This window comes from Devosia sp. RR2S18, from assembly GCF_030177755.1.
GTDB lineage: Bacteria > Pseudomonadota > Alphaproteobacteria > Rhizobiales > Devosiaceae > Devosia > Devosia rhizosphaerae.
The window spans coordinates 621,931-640,443 of the sequence record NZ_CP126539.1; the positions used below are offsets into that span (position 1 = coordinate 621,931).

Annotated in this window: 15 protein-coding genes; 8 read left to right on the forward strand and 7 right to left on the reverse strand. The window is 57.8% G+C overall.

Translation table 11 applies throughout. From position 1 onward, the window contains the following. The first annotated feature begins 67 nt into the window (after nt 1-67). Both QOV41_RS03125 and QOV41_RS03130 read left to right on the forward strand, forming a co-directional pair. A complete protein-coding gene (locus QOV41_RS03125; RefSeq protein ID WP_284581164.1) occupies nt 68-511 on the forward strand; it encodes a GNAT family N-acetyltransferase in 444 nt (147 codons plus the stop codon). Between the two features lie 496 nt (nt 512-1,007). Beyond that, a complete protein-coding gene (locus QOV41_RS03130; protein ID WP_284579452.1) occupies nt 1,008-1,328 on the forward strand; it encodes a DUF736 domain-containing protein in 321 nt (106 codons plus the stop codon). An 85-nt stretch (nt 1,329-1,413) separates the two neighbouring features. On the opposite strand, the gene QOV41_RS03135 is transcribed toward QOV41_RS03130, so the two are convergent. From QOV41_RS03135 to QOV41_RS03150, 4 genes are all read right to left on the reverse strand, one after another. Beyond that, nucleotides 1,414-1,722 (reverse strand): hypothetical protein, encoded by a 309-nt coding sequence (locus QOV41_RS03135; RefSeq protein ID WP_284579453.1) that lies wholly within the window; start codon nt 1,720-1,722, stop codon nt 1,414-1,416. A gap of 244 nt (nt 1,723-1,966) precedes the next feature. Further along, nucleotides 1,967-3,559, reverse strand: coding sequence for a hypothetical protein (locus QOV41_RS03140; protein ID WP_284579455.1), 1,593 nt, complete (start codon nt 3,557-3,559; stop codon nt 1,967-1,969). Between the two features lie 1,592 nt (nt 3,560-5,151). After that, complete coding sequence (locus QOV41_RS03145) at nt 5,152-5,859, reverse strand: adenylate/guanylate cyclase domain-containing protein (protein ID WP_284579456.1); 708 nt, start codon at nt 5,857-5,859, stop codon at nt 5,152-5,154. A gap of 1 nt (nt 5,860) precedes the next feature. Continuing rightward, nucleotides 5,861-6,778: a TIR domain-containing protein gene (locus QOV41_RS03150; RefSeq protein WP_284579457.1), complete on the reverse strand. Its 918-nt coding sequence runs from the start codon at nt 6,776-6,778 to the stop codon at nt 5,861-5,863. Nucleotides 6,779-7,164: 386 nt separating this feature from the next. Between QOV41_RS03150 and QOV41_RS03155 the strand changes: the two genes are divergently transcribed. From QOV41_RS03155 to QOV41_RS03170, 4 genes are all read left to right on the forward strand, one after another. Next, complete coding sequence (locus QOV41_RS03155; protein ID WP_284579458.1) at nt 7,165-9,183, forward strand: type I restriction-modification system subunit M; 2,019 nt, start codon at nt 7,165-7,167, stop codon at nt 9,181-9,183. A 104-nt stretch (nt 9,184-9,287) separates the two neighbouring features. Continuing rightward, on the forward strand, nt 9,288-10,490 hold the full coding sequence (locus QOV41_RS03160) for a restriction endonuclease subunit S (RefSeq protein WP_284579460.1): 1,203 nt from the start codon (nt 9,288-9,290) through the stop codon (nt 10,488-10,490). Next, nucleotides 10,487-13,474 (forward strand): type I restriction endonuclease subunit R, encoded by a 2,988-nt coding sequence (locus QOV41_RS03165; RefSeq protein WP_284579461.1) that lies wholly within the window; start codon nt 10,487-10,489, stop codon nt 13,472-13,474. The genes QOV41_RS03160 and QOV41_RS03165 overlap by 4 nt, the downstream gene beginning before the upstream one ends. Before the next feature lie 375 nt (nt 13,475-13,849). Then, on the forward strand, nt 13,850-14,383 hold the full coding sequence (locus QOV41_RS03170; RefSeq protein ID WP_284581433.1) for a hypothetical protein: 534 nt from the start codon (nt 13,850-13,852) through the stop codon (nt 14,381-14,383). Here the strand turns inward: QOV41_RS03170 and QOV41_RS03175 are convergent. Continuing rightward, the gene (locus QOV41_RS03175) at nt 14,273-14,743 is read right to left on the reverse strand and encodes a DUF2924 domain-containing protein (protein WP_284579463.1); all 471 of its coding nucleotides are present in this window, start codon (nt 14,741-14,743) and stop codon (nt 14,273-14,275) included. The genes QOV41_RS03170 and QOV41_RS03175 overlap by 111 nt on opposite strands. A 591-nt stretch (nt 14,744-15,334) precedes the next feature. On the opposite strand from QOV41_RS03175, the gene QOV41_RS03180 reads away from it, so the two are divergent. Both QOV41_RS03180 and QOV41_RS03185 read left to right on the forward strand, forming a co-directional pair. Next, a complete protein-coding gene (locus tag QOV41_RS03180) occupies nt 15,335-15,808 on the forward strand; it encodes an HD domain-containing protein (RefSeq protein ID WP_284579465.1) in 474 nt (157 codons plus the stop codon). A 104-nt stretch (nt 15,809-15,912) separates the two neighbouring features. Continuing rightward, nucleotides 15,913-16,788, forward strand: coding sequence for a GIY-YIG nuclease family protein (locus QOV41_RS03185; RefSeq protein WP_284579467.1), 876 nt, complete (start codon nt 15,913-15,915; stop codon nt 16,786-16,788). A 49-nt stretch (nt 16,789-16,837) separates the two neighbouring features. On the opposite strand, the gene QOV41_RS03190 is transcribed toward QOV41_RS03185, so the two are convergent. Together QOV41_RS03190 and QOV41_RS19705 are read right to left on the reverse strand one after the other, a co-directional pair. Beyond that, complete coding sequence (locus tag QOV41_RS03190; RefSeq protein ID WP_284579468.1) at nt 16,838-17,764, reverse strand: hypothetical protein; 927 nt, start codon at nt 17,762-17,764, stop codon at nt 16,838-16,840. Nucleotides 17,765-17,787: 23 nt separating this feature from the next. Then, on the reverse strand, nt 17,788-18,510 hold the full coding sequence (locus QOV41_RS19705; protein WP_350151213.1) for a ribonuclease J: 723 nt from the start codon (nt 18,508-18,510) through the stop codon (nt 17,788-17,790). Between the last annotated feature and the right edge of the window lie 3 nt (nt 18,511-18,513).

The following is an 18,513-nucleotide window of genomic DNA, read 5'->3' on the forward strand; positions in this document are numbered from 1 at the left end:
ATGGATGTATGTCGAAGTAGCGGACTTCGACTATACATCGCTGGATGCAAGCACAGGTGCAATCGTCATGGGACCAATCATACGCTCCATCCAAGCTGACGATCGAGGACCATGGGAAGCCCTCTGGCGAGCCTATCTCACCTTCTACGGCGCCGTTCAGGAACCAGACGCAATGGAGCTAACCTGGCAGCGCCTCCTCGAACCTGAGGAGCCAGTGCACGGTCTTGTGGCAGAGCTAGATGGTGCAATCTTCGGGCTGGTCCATTTCGTCTACCACCGCTCGACTTGGACGTCAGGCCCTTGTTGTTATCTCCAGGACCTCTTCACCGCAGAGGCTGCGCGGGGGCAGGGCGTCGGCACCGCGCTCATCGGGGCGGTCTGTGAGCGCGCGAAAGCTGATGGCGCAAACCGGGTCTATTGGCTCACCCACGAATCCAACGACGTTGCGCGTGCACTCTACGACAAGATCGCCATCAGGAGCGGCTTCATTCAATATCGTCGCCAACTGTAACGTCCGCGGCGGATCTGCCGGGCCCCTTTTCAGCAACTGGCTGCCTGATACCCCTAGTTGAAACGCTCAAGACGCTAGCCGGCCATTGCCATGGTAGCTAACCCCGGCAGGTTACCATGTCGACTTGCACCCAGCAGTTGCGGGGCTGCACCATCTCCGCGTGCTCCGGCCAAGCGCAAGAAAACGCTCGGCGGCTTGCTGGTGACCATCTCCTTTTGCACGACATGTGCGGTGAAGTTTTTGAGTTCCCGAGCGGGTCATGCAAGCAGCAATCTGGTGAAGGGCATGGCGAGCAATCCTTCAGCGCCGCTCCATTTGTCAGTCGCTTCGTTCACCACCCCCGTTTTCTGTCGCCGTTGTTCGTCGCGTCAACCTTGCCGTCAACCCGTGAAGGGTTCCCCTGCGCGTGCCGCTTCGGTGACTTCGGTCTCCTGCTCCTTTCTGTTGGCGCCATCGGGGGATGGTCCCCGAGCAACCTCAAAATTGGAGAACTGAAATGGCTACCATCGCAACCCTGACCCACAAGATCGACGGCTCGCTTGAAGGCACGCTCACCACCCTCAACGTTTCTGCACCCATCGCCATCGTGCCCAACGCACGCAAGGTCAAGGACAACGAACCCGACTTCCGCATCATCTCCCGCAAGAACGGCTTCGAGCTCGGCGCCGGATGGAACAGGATCAGCCAAAGCACCGGAGCTGAATACGTTTCGGTCTCCCTCAGCGCCCCGGAGTTCGGCACCATCTACGGTAACGTCGCCGCAGCGCCAGGTGAGGACGACACCAAGAAGGTGATCATCTGGAACCCAGCAAACTAAGCAACACTCTCCGGTCCCGCCGAAAGGCGGGACCGGCCAATGGGAAGCCTCGAGTTGGGCGCCCCTGCAAATGCACGCCTCTCCGTCAGGCAACACCATCTGCATTAGGCAAGTAGTGGAACCAGGTCATATCCAATTCGGTGAACGTTTCGGCGTCGACTCCAAGTGCCTCCACAATGGCATCTGCGAGGCCTATCAGCAGAAGAGTTACCTCTGCCAATGTGGATTTCTCGGCGAGCGCGATAGCGTTCACTCGCAGGAAATCTCTCAATTGCCGGAATGAAACGTTGGGCATCTCTATGTCATCAAGAGCCCATGCGAGATATTCGTCGAAGGCCACCTGGATCGGCTCGTCTACCGGCCGATCATCTATGGGCAGGATTTCCTGCAGCATTAGCGAAAGTTGGTGGAGACGTGCAGACGAAGAATCTAGGTGATCACGTTCCAAACGAGCGGCAGTGATTGGTAGTACCATTTTCTGTAGGTGCCTTGGTTATGTAAGCCCGCGTTCACTGACGGGCTCAAGAAGATAGTGGCGCAAGTTTGCCAATAGCTGGGGCGATATGGGCCATGGCCTCCCGCCTCCCAGCTTACCGCTGGCCTTGAGGCCGTCGTTCAACGGCTTCGATCAGAGCTTGTCAGCCTTGCCTCGCTCGAGGCAGAGGAGGTGCCGAGAAGCCACTTCGGGTTCTGAGCAGATTGGCGGCGGCTCTCCAGGGTTGCGGACGCGCACTGGGAAAGTGCAAGAGTGGACCGCGGATGTGCAGGTGATCGGCATGCCTTGCCACCGCCCATGGCTGCTCAGCATTACGCGTCCACTCATACCGAACATCGATCTGACGGTCGGTTCGACTGATCTCTTGTGCAGCTAGGAGCAGTTCCCGCCAGATGCCTTCCGGCAATACGGACTGCAAAAGCCACCATGCCTCTGCCCCAGACTGAAATTCTGCCTCTGAGAAATCATCCCAGAAGTCGCCGCCGAGTGTCGCATGACCCTGGCGCCTCAGCTCACCAAGCCAGTGGGCAATCATCAACAGCGGCTCGGGAGGCTCATCCGGTTCGCTTGCGTCGAAAGTCATGCCGCTGAGATGGCCGATAATGAGGTCTTCTGTCGTCAAGCCAATCTTGATTTGCTCTATCGTTGCGGCTCGGCCCCCAATACCACCAATGTCGTCCAACATCTTCTCGAGCTCAGTTTGCAGGGCATGTCGACGATCTTGAGCCGGGGGGCGGTTGGGGAGTCTGCCAGCTCCAATGGGGCGCCGGCGCCTCCCCTCGGCTCTTATCTGCGCGCGCTCCCGTAGGAGGCCATCAGTTAGGATATCGGGAAGTTGATTGGTGCTTGCGTGCCACGCAATCCTCCGTAGGGTCGCAACCCACTGGGAGAGCCAGGCCATCACCATCTCTGGGGTGACGGGGACGTGCTGCTCTTGAGCAGCACGCGGCCAATGGCGAGCATTATGAAGAGCATGGCAAACGTCTGCGCGCAGCTCAAACTTGACCTGAGATCTTATATTTGGAAGCTCCTGACCGCCAAAGTAGCCTTGAGCAACTGCATCACGCCCTTTGCGCACCCAGGAGCCCGGGGTTCCTTCGAAGCCCGGATGAATAACGTCCAGGTCGTTGGCACACCCTCTCCCGAGCAACAAGCCTTCCCACTCGACGAGCAAGTATCGGCCTCGATCATCTTCCCCGTAAAGTGGCGCCAAAGCGCCGGAAACTTTTTCTGTCAGCAGCGTTCGCGCCGCTTCTCGGTTTCCTTCCGCAGCAAGCTCATCCTGCCATCCAAAGAAATCGGGGCCGAGCATGCTTACGACTTCATCAAGCAGGATGGCATGGCCGTGAACCGCCCGTTTGTGTGCTGTGGTGAAAAGGCTGTCCAGCTTCTGACCACGGCCGCCTTTACGGAGCTCAAACTCGCAGACGTACCCCTGCTTTACAAACAACTTTTCCGCTCTTGGGAATGCAATGAAGGGCCAGTGTTCAAGGCTGGAGCGCGTTAGCAGCTTAGGGGTAACTTCTCGACGAAATCTGGCCTGATAATCTAAGAGGATTCTGTCGATGACAGCATCATCGCTGAACCGGTCGGCATCGATGAAGACATAGCCGACGTACCCTTCCGTTGAAGGGGACACCGGCGGTTCTATGACCTGATCCACCGCGTTCCGAGGATCCTCGTGATCCCACTCATCGACAGGCTCGTATTTGTTCAGTTCAGCGAGGCGGGACATCTTGTTCCTCAAGATTTCACATTGTTCAGGCGAGCGACAACCAGCTCAAGTTCGTCCATCGAGACGTCTTTGTCCGTCATCGAGGTTTGGGCAGTAGACGGAAGGGCGGGTATACGACGGGCGCCCCTTTGATGGTCAGCATCAGACGCCAGCCTAGAGCGCTCCGCCGACTTCACTCGGTTTCGCTGTTGGGCAGGTCTCTCCGGAGGGGCAGCGTCCTGTGGGTGCCTCGCTGCTGTAGAAGTTCTGTCAAAGGCAACGCGTAGATGGTCGGAGGAGTACGGGCGGCCATCCTGCATGACCGCGCCAGCCCTCTTCAGCAGATTTGCGAGTGCTCGCCACGTAAGCCCGCGAGAGCGAAAGCCCGCGATCGCAGTCCTGTGCTGCCGGACGACCCTCTCAAGTGGAACGCGCTCACCATCGAGGATGAGATCCTCGAAGAACGATTTTGCCCACTGATTAGGTGTTTGCTGCGTCATAGCAGCTGCTTCTACATTGGTCCTGTTTCGCCACTGTTAGAAAGAACCGAGCAATTTGAAGCATTTCCGAAATGCTCTATTTTGCTCTTCTCACACCTGTGCACCGGTGGTGCGGGACATGCCAATCGATACAAGGCACCGGCCCAAGAGTTCGAATCCCGCTCTCTCCGCCAGTTCCCTTAACGAACAATTCTTCACAGTTTCCTATCTCGGGCTCAGGGCCGGGATTTGCGGTCATCTTTCTAGAAAGCTGTGAAGCTGCGGCGTGCACCAAACTTCCACGTTTCTCTCTGAACCGGGCATTTTCTCCAGATCTCTGAAGTCGACTACCTCGCTTCAGAGGGGAATATAGGCCGATTCCAATTAGGCAGTTTTTCAGCCTTGCGCCCCGTTGCGGTCGGTCGGCAGCCGCGGTCGCTAGCAGACATTCACCCGAAGCGGGCTGACGTCCAGCTCGAGTGGTGACGCGTTTGCGAGCCAGAACAACCGACAGTTCCTCAGGGCAGCGACTAGAAGGCCCTCCCATAGACCAACGATCAAGAGCAGCTGGTTCCAGCAGACCATTTTAACGCCGGGAAACTTTGGTCGCTTCGATGACGACATCATTCAAGCCAATTTCTTGCGATCCGCCCAGCCTCATGAGCTCAACTACTCGGAGTCCGAAGAGGAAAGCCGCGAATGGGTAGCTTGTCTTGCGGGGCATGCGAGCAGCCGACAAGGACCGGGGTGGAGCGGCCACGGAGTTTCTCGTCACTTTGTCCCAAAACCGGCTCACACCTCAGACGCGGGACGTGGAGACGATCGTAAATGCGTCGGTTCCGGACGCACCCTTGGTGCCGTTCCTCCAAACAGTTTGCTCCGCCCGTATCCCCGACACATCTCCGGACGTGGCGAAGCCTCAAGATGATCCCACCGCGAGCGACCGACAAAAGCAGTTGCTTAGTGCGGACACAGGTTCGGGCATGAGCTAGTGCTGTGTGAGGCTGGAGACGGCCACGTCACCGACACGCCACTGAAGCAGGCGACACCTCGATTGTCACAGGTCGTGAGTCAATGAGGACGCTCCTATCGTCTGAAATGATTCTCAGTCCTCGACCCTCAATCGAGCATGACCTAAATTCCCCTCCACCAAGAAGAGGCCCAGATCTTATCCTTGTTGTGCTTGGTCCAACTGAACTCCTTCCACATGGAAACTTTGACTCCATTGCTGATACCGTACTTGTTGTCGTCGTTCAGCTTCTCGTAGACTCGGTTGGTGATCCAAGTGCCGTGGTCCGCGCTTTCTGCAGTCAGTTTCGCAGCCAGGTTTGCGCTGTTACCTATCCAAACAAGATCGTTATCGCCACGCGCGCCGCTCCGAACGGTCCGAACTAATCCCGTGTCCAGCCCGACCGTATGTCGGATCTTGAACGTGGACGATTTGTAGTAGGCCTCTAGCTGCGGCTGCAATAAGTTCTTGACCGCGTAATTTATCTTGAAGGCACACCGCAACGCGTCGTTGCATTGTGAGCTCCCGATGAACACGACCATCACCCTGTCGCCGTCGTAACCGACTACCGTGCCACCAGCGTTGTTGGCTAGGCGGGTTGCCGCGTAGAGGAAGGACTTATAGACTTCGGCAGCGAAATACCAATGATGGTTCTCGACCAGTGCGGTTGATTGGTCCAAATCGGCATAGAGAACAGTTGCTCTTTCAAACTTCACTGCGTCATTGCCCAGCGCGACATCTTTGGCGCTAGGCACCTTTTGACCGTCACGGACAGACCAGTGAGTGCTGAACGTGTCTTTCGCGTTAGCCTTGATATCGTCCGCGAGTCCCATGTCAGCTTCCTAGAGGGCCAAGGTCGGTCACGAGCTCTCGCAGTTGATTGCAAGCGGGCGCCATTGCAGCCGCCGTATACTTGGCATCCGCTACGGTCCTATACAGTATCGTCGTCACTCCGGTGAGATCTGAAGGAAGCTCAACTTCGTCGCCGCGCGGTTCGAACAGGATAGCTCTTTGTCGCCCTAACCGGCCCATGAAGTAACCAACCTCGAATATTACGTTGTCCCGAGGCGAACGCACCACTGCGTCCCGGCTAGAAACCTCCTCGTCCGGCTGTGCGATCGCGACTGCGAAGTCGGCGGTGGCGAGGGCGCCTTCGAGGTTCTCCAAGGTGTATTTACCGGCGCGGAAGACACCGTCCGTCCAAACAACCACGTTGTAGGGATCGTGATCTAGTGCGGTCTGGATGGCACGTGCAATGGGCAGCGCTTCGACGGACGAGATGATGAAAATCTCGATCTTCTCGCGCGGCACTCCTACGTGCTTGTTCCGCTCCAAAAGCCTCCTCGCGAGGTCCTTGGCGAAAAAGCGCCACAAGCGCGGGTGGCCATCTGCCAATCTTGTGAGCGCTGCCTCCGAGATGCGGCCCGCCAGTACAGGTTCAGAAGCGATCACGGTCGCCGAGCGCTTCTGCAATGGATTGACCGCTGACATCTCGCCGACTGTTTGGCCGGCATAGCGCGTGGCGATGTGCTTACCGTTGATCAAAACCTGAACCGTGCCGGTCAAGATCATCAGGAGGTCATCGTCTTGAGCGTTCTGTTCGATAAGAACAGAACCAGCGTCGTACTCGAGCACATGAAGGTCAGCTGCGATGTCCTCTGCCAGTTCGATGTTGCCTTCTACGAACCTTTGCTCAAGAAGTGCTTCAACCAGCCGTGTGTGGCCCGCCTGCCCTGTGAATTTGTCTTTCATGGGCCCTCCAAGGCAGAGAAGGCCAGAGTCGCTACCTCAAGGCAATGCATAACTATTTCGCTGTTTCAGTCCTCCACATGGGTGCTGATCTCGTTGAGCAGACCACATCCCGGGATTTAGGAACGGCTTTTGCATCAAGCTGAACGGTCCGACAGTGCAAGGGACGGAGTTTAACGCGTTGCGCGACTGTATGAGATAGGGAGTTGCCACATGTCCGCGACCCGGCGAACGGCAGTCTTGCACTGGGTGCAGTCTAAGGAACAGCCGGTCCGCAGTCCAAGTCTAATCGCCTCGACATGTGGGGCAAACGAAAACAACACGTCTACGGCCGATCGTTACCGAATGATAAGCGGCATGTGTGACGCTAAGGAAAATTGAGGCAACGCATGCGCGATACTGCAAACACAAAATCACTCGGCAACTTTGTATGGTCCATCGCCGAAATCCTCCGCGGGGACTTTAAGCAATCCGAATATGGCAAGGTCATCCTGCCCTTTGTCGTCATGCGCCGCCTGGACTGCCTCCTCGAGGGCTCCAAGGATGCAGTGCTCGCCGCTGCACAGTCGCTGCCAGACGGTATCGACGATAGCACCAAGGACATGATCCTCTTTGGCGCCATAGGCGACAAGGTGAAGGTCTATAACCTCTCGAAGTTCACCTTCGAGACCCTGCGCGGCCAGGACCCTCGCCAGCTCCACGATAACCTCGTCGACTACATCACAAAGTTCTCTGGCAATGTACGGGACATCTTCCTCGACAAGTTCCTTTTCACCGACCAGCTCAAGCGCCTCAAGGATGGTGGCATCCTCTGGAACGTCTTCGAGCGCGTTTGCGAGATCGACCTCCATCCGGAGGCGGTCAGCAACGTGGAGATGGGCTACCTGTTCGAGGACCTGATCCGGCGGTTCTCGGAAATCTCGAACGAGACGGCCGGTGAGCACTTTACTCCCCGTGAGGTGGTGCGCCTGATTGTGGACCTGCTGATCGCCAACGACGATGCCAAGCTCACCGGCAAGGGCATCATCCGCCAGATCTACGACCCGGCGTGCGGTACCGGCGGCATGCTGGCGATGGGGGAGGAGGCGCTAACCGCGTTCAACCCCTCAATCCGCGTCGAACTCTTCGGACAGGAACTGAACCCGGAATCCTTCGGCATCTGCAAATCGGATATGCTGGTGACCGGCCACAATCCCGAGCAGATCGCCTTCGGCAACACGCTCACCCAGGACGCGCACAAGGGTAAGCGCTTCCATTACATGCTTTCCAATCCGCCCTACGGCGTGGACTGGAAGAAGTATCAAGACCCGATCAAGGCCGAGGCCGAGAACATGGGGCACGACGGCCGGTTCGGTGCCGGCACGCCCCGCATCTCGGATGGCCAGTTGCTTTTCCTGCAGCACATGATCTCCAAGATGCGTGACGACGAGGCAGGTTCGCGCATTGGCATCGTCATGAACGGCTCGCCCCTCTTCACGGGCGGAGCAGGGTCAGGCGAGAGCGAGATCCGCCGCTGGATGCTGGAGAACGACTGGGTAGACGCGATCATCGCACTCCCAACGGACCTGTTCTACAACACCGGCATCCAGACCTATGTCTGGCTTCTGACCAATCGCAAGCTGCCTAACCGCGTCGGCAAGGTGCAGCTGATTGATGCCTCGGGCGAACGCTTCTGGAAGTCCATGCGCAAATCGCTGGGCTCCAAGCGCCGGGAAATCACCGATGAAGCCCGGGCCGAGATCGTCCGGCTCTATGCCGAGTTCCTCAATGGCGAGAGCGGGGAGGGCGACGTCTCCAAGATCTTCCTCACCACAGATTTTGGCTATCGCGAGATCCGGGTCGAACGACCGCTGCGGCTCATCTTTCAGGCTAGCGCCGAGCGGATCAGTCGGCTGGATGGTGATAAAGCCTTCCTCAAACTGACCGAGGAGGAACGCGAGGAGCTCAAGGTCGCCTTGGTTGGCATGGGCGATGAGGTGATCCGCGAGCGCAGCGCCTTCGAGAAGGCGTTTGCTAAGGCGTTGAAGGTTGCCGGCCTGAAGATTGGTGCGCCGGTCAAGAAGGCGATCCTTTCAGCTTTATCCGAGCGGGATGAGGGCGCGGAGATTTGCCGCAGCGCCGATGGCAAGCCAGAGGCCGATACAGAGCTTCGCGATCACGAGCTGGTGCCGCTGAGTCAGGATCGGCGAAACTATTTCGAGCGCGAGGTGACCCCCTTTGTGCCAGGCGCGTGGATGGACGAGAGCTACCGTGATCGCGATGGCGAGGTCGGCCGGGTCGGTTACGAGATCAACTTCAACCGGTACTTCTATCAGTATGTGCCGCCGCGGCCACTGGAGGAGATCAGCGCCGAGTTGAAGCAGCTTGAGGCAGAAATCGCTGGGCTGCTTCGAGAGGTCTCAGCATGATTACCCTTCAGCAACGGGTCCATTCGACAGTGCCTCCAGCATCGTGGCAGCGCACAAAGCTGCACCGAGTGCTTCGCGTGCGGAGTGGCAATAAGAATGCAGGAATGGCTGAGCAGAACTTGCTCTCACTCAGCTACGGCCGCATCGTACGCAAAGACATCGATGCATCTGGGGGGCTTCTCCCTGAGAGCTTTGAAACCTACCAGATCGTTGAGCCGGGCAACATCGTCATGCGTCTCACCGACCTTCAAAATGACAAGCGCAGCATACGCCAGGGACTGGTGAAAGAACGGGGGATAATCACCTCTGCCTATGATGCGTTGGCGGTCCCAGAGGGCGATGACCCGAGGTTCTGGGCGTATGCTTTGCTTGCTCTTGATTTGGCCAAATACTATTATTCTTTGGGGGGAGGTGTTCGGCAGTCGATCAAGTTCTCCGATTTTCCGAACGACTGGATTGCCCGCCCGTCTGGTGACCATCAGAAGCGGATCGCTGATTTCCTCGACCGCGAGAGGGCTTTGATCGATCAGTTGATCGAGAAGAAGCAGCGATTATTGGAAGTACTGGCCGCCAAGAGATCCTCCGAGATACTGCTGGGGGTCAGTAAAGGGCTTGTATCTAGTGCTCACATGAAGCCAAGCAGGCTCGGCACCGGGCAGACAGTGCCAGACCATTGGAATGAGCTAAGACTGTCGCTGACTTGCCGCTTTGCACAAGGCAAGGCGCACGAACCGTTCTTTGAAGATGATGGGACGTTCGTCGCAGTTACCGCTCGGTTTGTCTCTACGGGTGGCGCACACGCCAAGAGGTGCTCCACGAACCTTTCCCCCGCAAGAATCGGTGACATTCTAATGGTCATGAGCGATCTGCCAAACGGCCGAGCCTTGGCCCGCTCCTTCTTGGTTGACCGAAATGATCTGTACGCAGTCAATCAGCGGGTGTGCGTTGTTACGCCCAAGGAGGGAGACAGCCGGTACTTCTCCTATCAGCTGAACAGGAATGACCAGCTGTTGCGCTACAATGATGGAATCAACCAAACTCACCTCAAGACCCGCTACTTCCATGAGATGGTGCTTCGGGTACCTCCTTTGGAAGAGCAGGTGCAAATCGCCGACCACCTCGATCATATTGTCGAACGTGTCGATGCGGCCATCACGCAAACGGAGATCTCTATCGACCACCTGAGGGAACTCCGCTCAGCTCTCATCACCGCCGCCGTCACCGGCCAGATCGATGTCACCACCTGGGGCAAGCAGTCCCAGACCGATCGCCGCCTCGACAAGATTCAGGAGGAGATGGGCGCATGATCTCTCTCAACGCGCACAGCATCCATAAGGAGAAGACCTTCCAGGAGCACCTGGTCTCCCAGCTCGTCACGGGTGAGGGCTATCTGCGCCGGGTCGCCAGCACGAACTATGACCGCAGCCTCGCCATGGATAAGGACCTGGTGCTGCGCTTCATCAAGGAAACCCAGCCTAACGCCTGGGAGCGCCTCGCGCAGCACTACGCCAGCTCGGCTGACGCCACGTTCTTCAAGCAGCTCGAGCGGTCACTGAAATCCCGTGGGCTGCTGGACGTGTTGCGCAAGGGCATCAAGATCGTGCCAGGCATCCAGTTCACGCTCTGCAATTTCCGGCCCGCCAGCGAGCTTGAGCCGCGCCGTGTTGCCGAATACCGGGCCAACATCCTCTCGGTGATGGACGAGGTCGAATACAGCGAGAAGAACGGCAACCGCCTCGACGTAGTGCTGTTCGTCAACGGCCTGCCGCTGGTGACCATCGAGGCCAAGAACCTCCTCACCGGCTCCACCTTCCGCAACGCCGAGCAGCAATACCGCAAAGACCGTGCGCCGGCCGGCGAGCCGCTGCTGACCTTCAAGCGCGGCGCCCTCGTGCACTTCGCAATCGACGAGGACAATGCCTCGATGACGACGCGGCTTCAGAATGGCAAGACGCGCTTTCTGCCATTCAACCGCGGCCGCGATGGCGGCGCCGGCAATTCAGACATCGAGAACGAGCACCGCATCGCCTATCTCTACCAGGCCGGCCCATGGGGCGACGCCACCTTCTCCCGTGCGGTGTTGCTCGACGTCATTGGACAGTTCATGCATCTCGACGTCACCGGCGACAAGGAGACCATGATCTTCCCGCGCTTTCAGCAACTGGACGCGGTTCGCAAGCTCATGGCGCACGCCAAGGCTAATGGAGCTGGCAACAACTACCTGATCCAGCACTCGGCCGGCTCAGGTAAATCTAACACCATCGGCTGGCTGGCCCACCATGCGATCAATTTGCATGACGCCCTCGACGCCCAGGTCTTTCACACGGCCATCATCGTTACTGACCGTGTGGTGCTCGATCGCCAGCTCCAGGGCACCGTCGCCCAGTTTGAGCAGACCAGTGGTGTGGTCAAGAAGATCGACGGCACGTCCCGCCAGCTCAAGGACGCCATTGCCCGTGGCGCAAGGATCATCATCACCACGATTCAGAAGTTCTCAACCGACCACCTCAAGGAACTTTCCGGGCAGGCCGGAAGAACTTTCGCTGTGATCATCGACGAGGCCCATTCGAGCCAGTCGGGCAAGAGCGCGCAGGCCATGAGCGATGCGCTCACTCGTGACGAGGGCACCAGCGATAACATCGAGGACGTGATCGCCGAATATCAGCGTGCCCGCGGTCCGCAGCCCAATATCAGCTTCTTTGCCTTTACCGCCACGCCGCGCAACGTCACCCTCGAGCGCTTCGGTATTAAGGGTACCGATGGCCTGCCGCACCCCTTCCATCTTTATTCGATGCGCCAAGCGATCGAAGAAGGCTTCATTCTGGACGTGCTCCAGAACTACATGACTTATAAGGCCTACTATCAGCTGGAAAAGGCCATAGAGGACGATCCCGAGCTCAGCGGCCGGCAGGGACAGCGCAAGATCGCGCGCTATGCGAGCCTGCATCCCACAGCCATCGGGCAAAAGGTCGAGATCATCGTCGAGCACTTCCGCCGGCACGTCATGCACGCGCTGGACGGCCAGGCTAAGGCAATGATCGTCACCCAGAGCAGAGAGCATGCGCTGCGCTACTATTTCGGAGTGAAGAAGTACATCGATGACCAGGGCTATGCCGACCTCAAGGCGTTGGTAGCCTTCTCTGGCGAGCTCGAGATTGACGGTCAGAAGTGGACCGAGGCGGAACTCAACGGGTTTGCCGAGACCGAGCTGCCCGGCCGCTTCGATGGCTTCAAGCCTGATGGCACGCCCTATGTCGAGAGCTATCAAATCTTGATCGTCGCCGAAAAATACCAGACCGGATTCGATCAACCCAAGCTCTGCGTCATGTATGTTGATCGCAAGCTCGCCGGTCTCCAGGCGGTGCAGACACTGTCGCGTCTCAACCGCACCATGACCGGTAAGTACATAACTCAAATCCTCGACTTCCAGAACACGATCGAGGACATCCAGAACGCCTTTCGGCCCTATTTCCAAGGTGCCGCCCTCGAGTCCATGTCGGATCCCAACCAGGTCTATGACCTCGAAGGCCGTCTTCATCGCTTCGGCTATTTGGATAAAGAGGAGATCGAGCGCTTCGCCCAGACCTACTTCAAGCGCGAACTCGACGGTTCCGACCGCCCGCGGCTTGAGGGATTGGTGCGCGCGGCTGTCGCTCGCTTTGAGGCCGACGACGATGAAGGCAGGCAGGAGGAGTTCCGTCAGCTCCTCAAGAGCTTCAACCGTTTCTACGCTTTCATCGCTCAGGTTATGCGGCTCGAGGACACAGACCTGGAAAAGCTCGCCACTTATGGCGAGTGGCTCTCCCGCCTCTTGCCCAACCGCCAGATTCCGCCTGAGATCGGCATCACGGAGGACATGCTCCGGCTCCACGCTTTCCGCGTCGAGCAGAAGGAGGACGGCGTTGCTTCGCTCTCACCGACCGACGGTGAGGCGCTACCCGGAATCAGCGAGTTTGGTGCCAAGCCCTACACCGAAGACGAGCGAAGGGAATTGTCAGAGCTCGTCAAGAGCTTCAACGATCGCCATGGCACCAACTTCTCCGAGGCCGACATGCTTCGCTTCGAGCAGGTCAACCGCGAGATCCTTGACGAGGACCTCACCGAGATGCTGCGCAACAACCCGCCGGACGTGGTGTATTCTGCTTTTTCGCAGGCCTTCTTCCAAGGCGCGATCCGCATGTTCCAGCGGGACAATGAGATGCGCAACGTCGTGCTCTCGGATCCTGAGATCCGTGCCACGGCGACGCGACACTTTTTCAACAGGGCCCTCAGAGAAGCCCGCTCGCCCTAGTTTGCCCTATATACGTGCGCTAACTGGTGCGATGTTGACGACCAAAGCGCTGCTGTTGCCGGAGGTGAGGCGAATGCCGGCGCGGTCCATCATTATTTGGTGCCGGGCCGTGAGGAGCTAAGGCTCACAACGGAGAACTCACCCTCAACCGCTGACACTGTTGTCGACTCGCATACTCCAACGCGAGAGGTGAACATGAAGACAATGCTATTGCTCGCGGCCGCTGTACTCGGCGCCTGTTCCTTTTCGCCCACATCTGGCGCCTTCGCTCAGTCCGATGGCGCGGTGCCCTGCGATGACTTCCAGGCTCGTATCAACGAAGGGTTAGCAGAAGGCGGACAGCAGCCAGTCCGGTGGGTGCCCGATGAGGTCTCCATGGGACTCACGACAGTTCGCATCCGGGACTTTCCGGAGACCGAAATGGTGCTGAGCTGCGACGAGAATGGTTTTATCGCTTTCGGCGGCAGTCTATACGAGCGCACTGCACAGTCCGAATTACGCTGGCGCACAATGCTCCTTTCGATGGTTCGAGCCATTGATCCTGTAGCAAGTCTCGACCATGGACGTGCAGTTCTGCAATCGTTAGATCAGGCAGCAGGAACTAGAACATGGGCCGACAACCAAGTGCCAGTCGGGCAATATCGCATCGAGGTTCAAAGTTCCGGTGGCGAGTTCGCCGACTCTATCGAGATCGAGCCGGACTTGGGGATCTCGTATAGAAGTCCAAGCACTATTGATGAAAGCATCCTCCTCCGCTGTGATGCGACAGACAATCTGCTGGCAAACGGTGCTGCAGCCTCAGAACGCCGGTTCGCACATATCATCATGCGGACGATCACCAGACTTAAGGCCGAAGAAGACAAGACCGTTCCAGGAAGTGCCGGTGATGCGCTTCGCTATCGGGCTTAGGGACTTGTATGGCTGACCTTGGTAGTCGAAACCGTCGTGCAGTACAGTTACCGTGTGCTCAACCCCCTTCCACTCTCGCACCAGCCGGGTCCCAGGCTGCGGCACGCGGTCTGATCGTACTTTCCGAACATCACTTTTCCCACCATCGAGTTCCTGTCCCATCGCCTCTAAGCGCTTTAGAGTCTGCGCGCTAAGGCCGCCGAATCTAAGCTCTTGCAGGCGGTAGGCGAGCCTATCCTCAAGAGTTCGACGGTTGAACGGACCTGGCTCTGAGCCGAATAGCTCCCGCCAGCGTTGTTTCAGGGCATCGACTGGTAGTTCTCTGAGTTGGGCGATCTGGGCAACCGGTGAAATCGTCATAGCGCAACCTTCTTTGAGATAGATGAGGTGTTAGCGCTCTGTTTCAGGTTCTCTTCCAGTCCAATCACGGGAGGATAGGAAGCTTTGCAGCTTGACTGAGAACTGGACTGCCGGATGAAGGCGGTTGCTAGCAAGGTAGTAAGCTCAAGAAGGGGATTGTCGTTGGTGCCTTTGCTGCCAGACCCCTTGTTCATCGGTATCACCTAGTTCCAAGCTGAGAGACCGGAACGTGGCAGCGCTACTTGGACGGGCCAAGGGTGAAAACCGTCGTGGTATTCTGCTCGCGGTTATTACCCCCGAAAGCTTGGATTTACTTCTTCGATACAACGCCGCTGCCGCTGTCCATTCGACAATGGCCTCTACCTCGCATCGTCAGGTGCACCTTGGCTTCTAACGTTGGGAGCCCTCGAGCTGTCGAAACATTGCACGGAAGACGGTTTGCGCAGGTGGGAGCCCTGTTGATGTCGCTTTCCGTCTCAGTTGCTCGTTTGCTCGGGCGTAGCTATCGTGACCGCATCGCTGGCGATTTCCGGCCTTCGAACATTTGGGCGAAACTTACGATGAAGGTCTCCACGCCGCCTGGAGCAGCGAATGAGCACACTTGAGCGAGCGCTCGCGCTGGCAGCGGAATCGCACGCAGGTCAACTGGACAAAGGCGGGGCGCCCTATATCCTGCACCCGCTCCGGGTAATGGCTGCTATGACTTCCAACGAGGAACGTATCGTGGCCGTGCTTCATGACGTAGCGGAGGATTGTCCTGCATTCCCGCTCTCTCGTTTGGCAGCAGAATTCGGTGACCGGATCGGCCACGCGTTGGACGCCCTCACTAAACGTACTGGTGAGCAGTACAGCGAGTACCTGGATCGCGTCGCCGCGAATCCCCTAGCACGCGCTGCAAATCTTGCTGACATCAAAGACAACAGCAATCTGGAACGGCTTGGCCGGCATCCTCTTGCTGAAGACGAGGAACGTCGGGCGAAGTACGCGGTGGCCTTGTCCTTGCGCAAACTGACTGACGCGTTTGCTTGTCTGAAGCACTGCACCCGGGTTCAAGGAGCCCGATGAATGCCGGAGTCTCCCAGCGCTAACGGCGACGACATATCCGCGCGTGACACATCTGCAGCTCCTCGATAACTTGCTGGCGTCGGAAACGCTGGTGGCGAGCTTAGGTGGACTTCAACGATTTACTTGGCGCCGCATCAATCAACCCTGCAGGCGTCATCGTGTTTCGGCATAGGCCGCCTGAGCCCAAACTCAATAGCGTCATGCCTTGGCTCGCTGCCGAGCGCCCTGACCTGTTCAACGCCTATCAGCAGACGCATGGGCATAGAGTCGAGGCAGCTTTGTTGGGCGCGGAATACGTCGCATCCTTCTTGGGCCACGAACCCAGCAGCGCCCTGTTCGTGGGCCTTTATCGGGTTGGGCAAACCCGGCGCCTGACCCACAAAGAGTACTGGGAAGTTCCTGCATACGCCGAAATGAAGCAGTGGGGAATGACTGGGTTCTCTGAGGAGAGCGGCCGCTCCCATACTTTGTGGTTCGACCTGCAACTGACGGATTTCTACTCGGCTTGGAGTGGCAAGCTAGTCGTCGGCTGGCCGCCTCCGGAGCGCTCCTGGTGGCGTCGGGCTCACAAAAACAAGTTGCCCGTACAGGCTATTCACGAGAGTAGCGCCTTCGTCCCAGCGATGCCGGACTGGCAGGATCTGGTTGTCAGCTGGCAGCAGCTCTCCGTGCTGCCGACTGCATGGAAGAATGCTTTGTCTCATTGGCGTGGGGTCTATCACATCTTCGATGCCGCTTCAGGAAAAGGGTATGTGGGCTCCGCCTGTGGTGCGGACAACATTCTCGGGAGATGGAGCCAATATGCCTCGTCCGGTCACGGCGGAAACCGGCTGCTAAAGCAGCTCGACCCGACGAATTTCCAGTTTAGCGTCTTACAGCGGCTATCACCCGACCTACCGGAAACCGAGGTTGTCCAGATCGAGTCTAGTTGGAAGAAGAGGCTTCACACACGAGCGCCTTTTGGACTCAATGACAATTAAGGGACACTGCGCAAAGCCGCCGACGTCAGCCAAAGACGGGTATATGGGGTTAGGCTATGTATGCAGCGACACGCTCGCGGAAGTCCGCCAAGCTCATCATGCAGGCATCATGCATTCCATATCCGGCGAAGCTCGCGGCGAAGAAGCGCAAGTTGAAGTCAGGGGTTTCCTCAATCTTCTCCAGCGCATTAAGAAGCTTGCTGCTGCGGGGGTTGTGATTGGCTAGCAGAAACACGACCTCTGGGACGCCAGAAACCTCGACCGAAGTTACCGCCTTGCTCCGGTTGAATTTGACAAGTCCCAGTCTGTCCAGCTGTTCAAACTGTCCGGCTATGGTTTCGTTGAGCTGGCTTCGGGTTTCCGTCCGACCGAGCATGGTTTTCAAATCGGCGATGTGCTTAGCGATGCTGGCGGTACCTTCGTAAGCGTCGATTCCGTACTTCATTTCAATGAAGACTGGTACGCACCGTGAACCGCTCTTCCGCTCGCTGCTTAACCACCTCAGTCCCACCATGTCCAAGCGCGCACCGACTGCTGAGTCCGCATACTCGATGTCCGTAATGAAGTACTCGGTGCTGTTAGCGATGCCGGACCGGTTGTTCTCCCAGGCTACAAGCTGCTGAAACTCTCGTTCCGATTTCCGGGTTCTGGCAAAGAACAGATCCATGATCTGCTTGAGCTGCGGGAGGGCTGCAATCCATGCGTCGCAGTCGGCTTCAGCGATGATCTGCGTGGGCAGAAAGGGCACGCCGTAACCGCTGTCTCGAGCGTAGTTATGGTCGAATTCAGCGACGTACTGTCCCGACCTATCCATGCGGGAAAGGCGCAGGATACTTCCGCCTCTATAGTAGACGTTCACATAGCTACCCCGAAGAGCCAGCATCAGCGTATCGTCCGAGCGTACTCTCGTTGTGAGTGACCGGAGGACTCCATGGTCCAGATCATCAAAGAACTCTTTTGAGATCACTCCGCCCATGCTTACCCGCCTACTTGGTTTGCCTATACATCCCAGTGCTCCCCATCCTTACGCTCCAGTGCATTGCCAAATAGTTCACCAAACTGGGCCGGGGCGAAGGTGTGGATGGGGACAAGCGTTTTTGGCTGCACCGCCAAGGTCAGGCGCTTCAGATCCAAAATGCTGGCGTGTCCTGAGGTGTGTATCTGGTAGAAGGGTAACCCGCGCCGGGCGCAGTCGGCTTTAAATCCCTCACCCAGCCCTTCCTTGAGGTAGCCGTCCCATTGTGACCAGATCACTGCTGCTCCCTCCAGGGCACCAAGGGCGGAGAGTTCAGCCAGCATCCATGGGCGAACCACCATGACGGATTTTGCCGCGCTGGATGCAAGCTGTTCAGGCCACACTCGACGCCCTTTGTAGGCAGCAACGATTGACGCGATGCCGTTCTTCTTGAGCGTCACTCGTTGTGCCTGCGGGATAAACACCTGAACATCCTGCCAAGATCCTTCGGGCTTCGGGATGCTGGGCAACCCGGTAGCTTTGAGAACTTCGGCCGCATAGGCGTCCACCAGCAAGCGGCGCCCCTTACGTTTCGCAGCTCTGTAGACCGTGACGACACGGTCAATGTTCTGAGCAGAGCAGGCGACGAGCGCCATTCCTGATGTTGCGTCGAATACCTGGGCGAACTGCTCCTCCAGCTTGCTCTCCGTTGGGAAGCTCTCATCCTCCCCGATGCGGCCAATGCTGGAGCCTTCCATGAGCATCACGTC

Bases quoted from the DNA above. Each gene is read 5' to 3' on its own strand.
- QOV41_RS03190 (WP_284579468.1), bottom strand. From the start codon at position 17,764: ATGGGCGGAGTGATCTCAAAAGAGTTCTTTGATGATCTGGACCATGGA.
- QOV41_RS03155 (WP_284579458.1), top strand. From the start codon at position 7,165: ATGCGCGATACTGCAAACACAAAATCACTCGGCAACTTTGTATGGTCC.
- QOV41_RS03150 (WP_284579457.1), bottom strand. From the start codon at position 6,778: ATGAAAGACAAATTCACAGGGCAGGCGGGCCACACACGGCTGGTTGAA.
- QOV41_RS03175 (WP_284579463.1), bottom strand. From the start codon at position 14,743: ATGACGATTTCACCGGTTGCCCAGATCGCCCAACTCAGAGAACTACCA.
- QOV41_RS03140 (WP_284579455.1), bottom strand. From the start codon at position 3,559: ATGTCCCGCCTCGCTGAACTGAACAAATACGAGCCTGTCGATGAGTGG.
- QOV41_RS03135 (WP_284579453.1), bottom strand. From the start codon at position 1,722: ATGCTGCAGGAAATCCTGCCCATAGATGATCGGCCGGTAGACGAGCCG.
- QOV41_RS03125 (WP_284581164.1), top strand. From the start codon at position 68: ATGGGACCAATCATACGCTCCATCCAAGCTGACGATCGAGGACCATGG.
- QOV41_RS03170 (WP_284581433.1), top strand. From the start codon at position 13,850: ATGGGACTCACGACAGTTCGCATCCGGGACTTTCCGGAGACCGAAATG.
- QOV41_RS03180 (WP_284579465.1), top strand. From the start codon at position 15,335: ATGAGCACACTTGAGCGAGCGCTCGCGCTGGCAGCGGAATCGCACGCA.
- QOV41_RS03165 (WP_284579461.1), top strand. From the start codon at position 10,487: ATGATCTCTCTCAACGCGCACAGCATCCATAAGGAGAAGACCTTCCAG.
- QOV41_RS03130 (WP_284579452.1), top strand. From the start codon at position 1,008: ATGGCTACCATCGCAACCCTGACCCACAAGATCGACGGCTCGCTTGAA.
- QOV41_RS03160 (WP_284579460.1), top strand. From the start codon at position 9,288: ATGGCTGAGCAGAACTTGCTCTCACTCAGCTACGGCCGCATCGTACGC.
- QOV41_RS03145 (WP_284579456.1), bottom strand. From the start codon at position 5,859: ATGGGACTCGCGGACGATATCAAGGCTAACGCGAAAGACACGTTCAGC.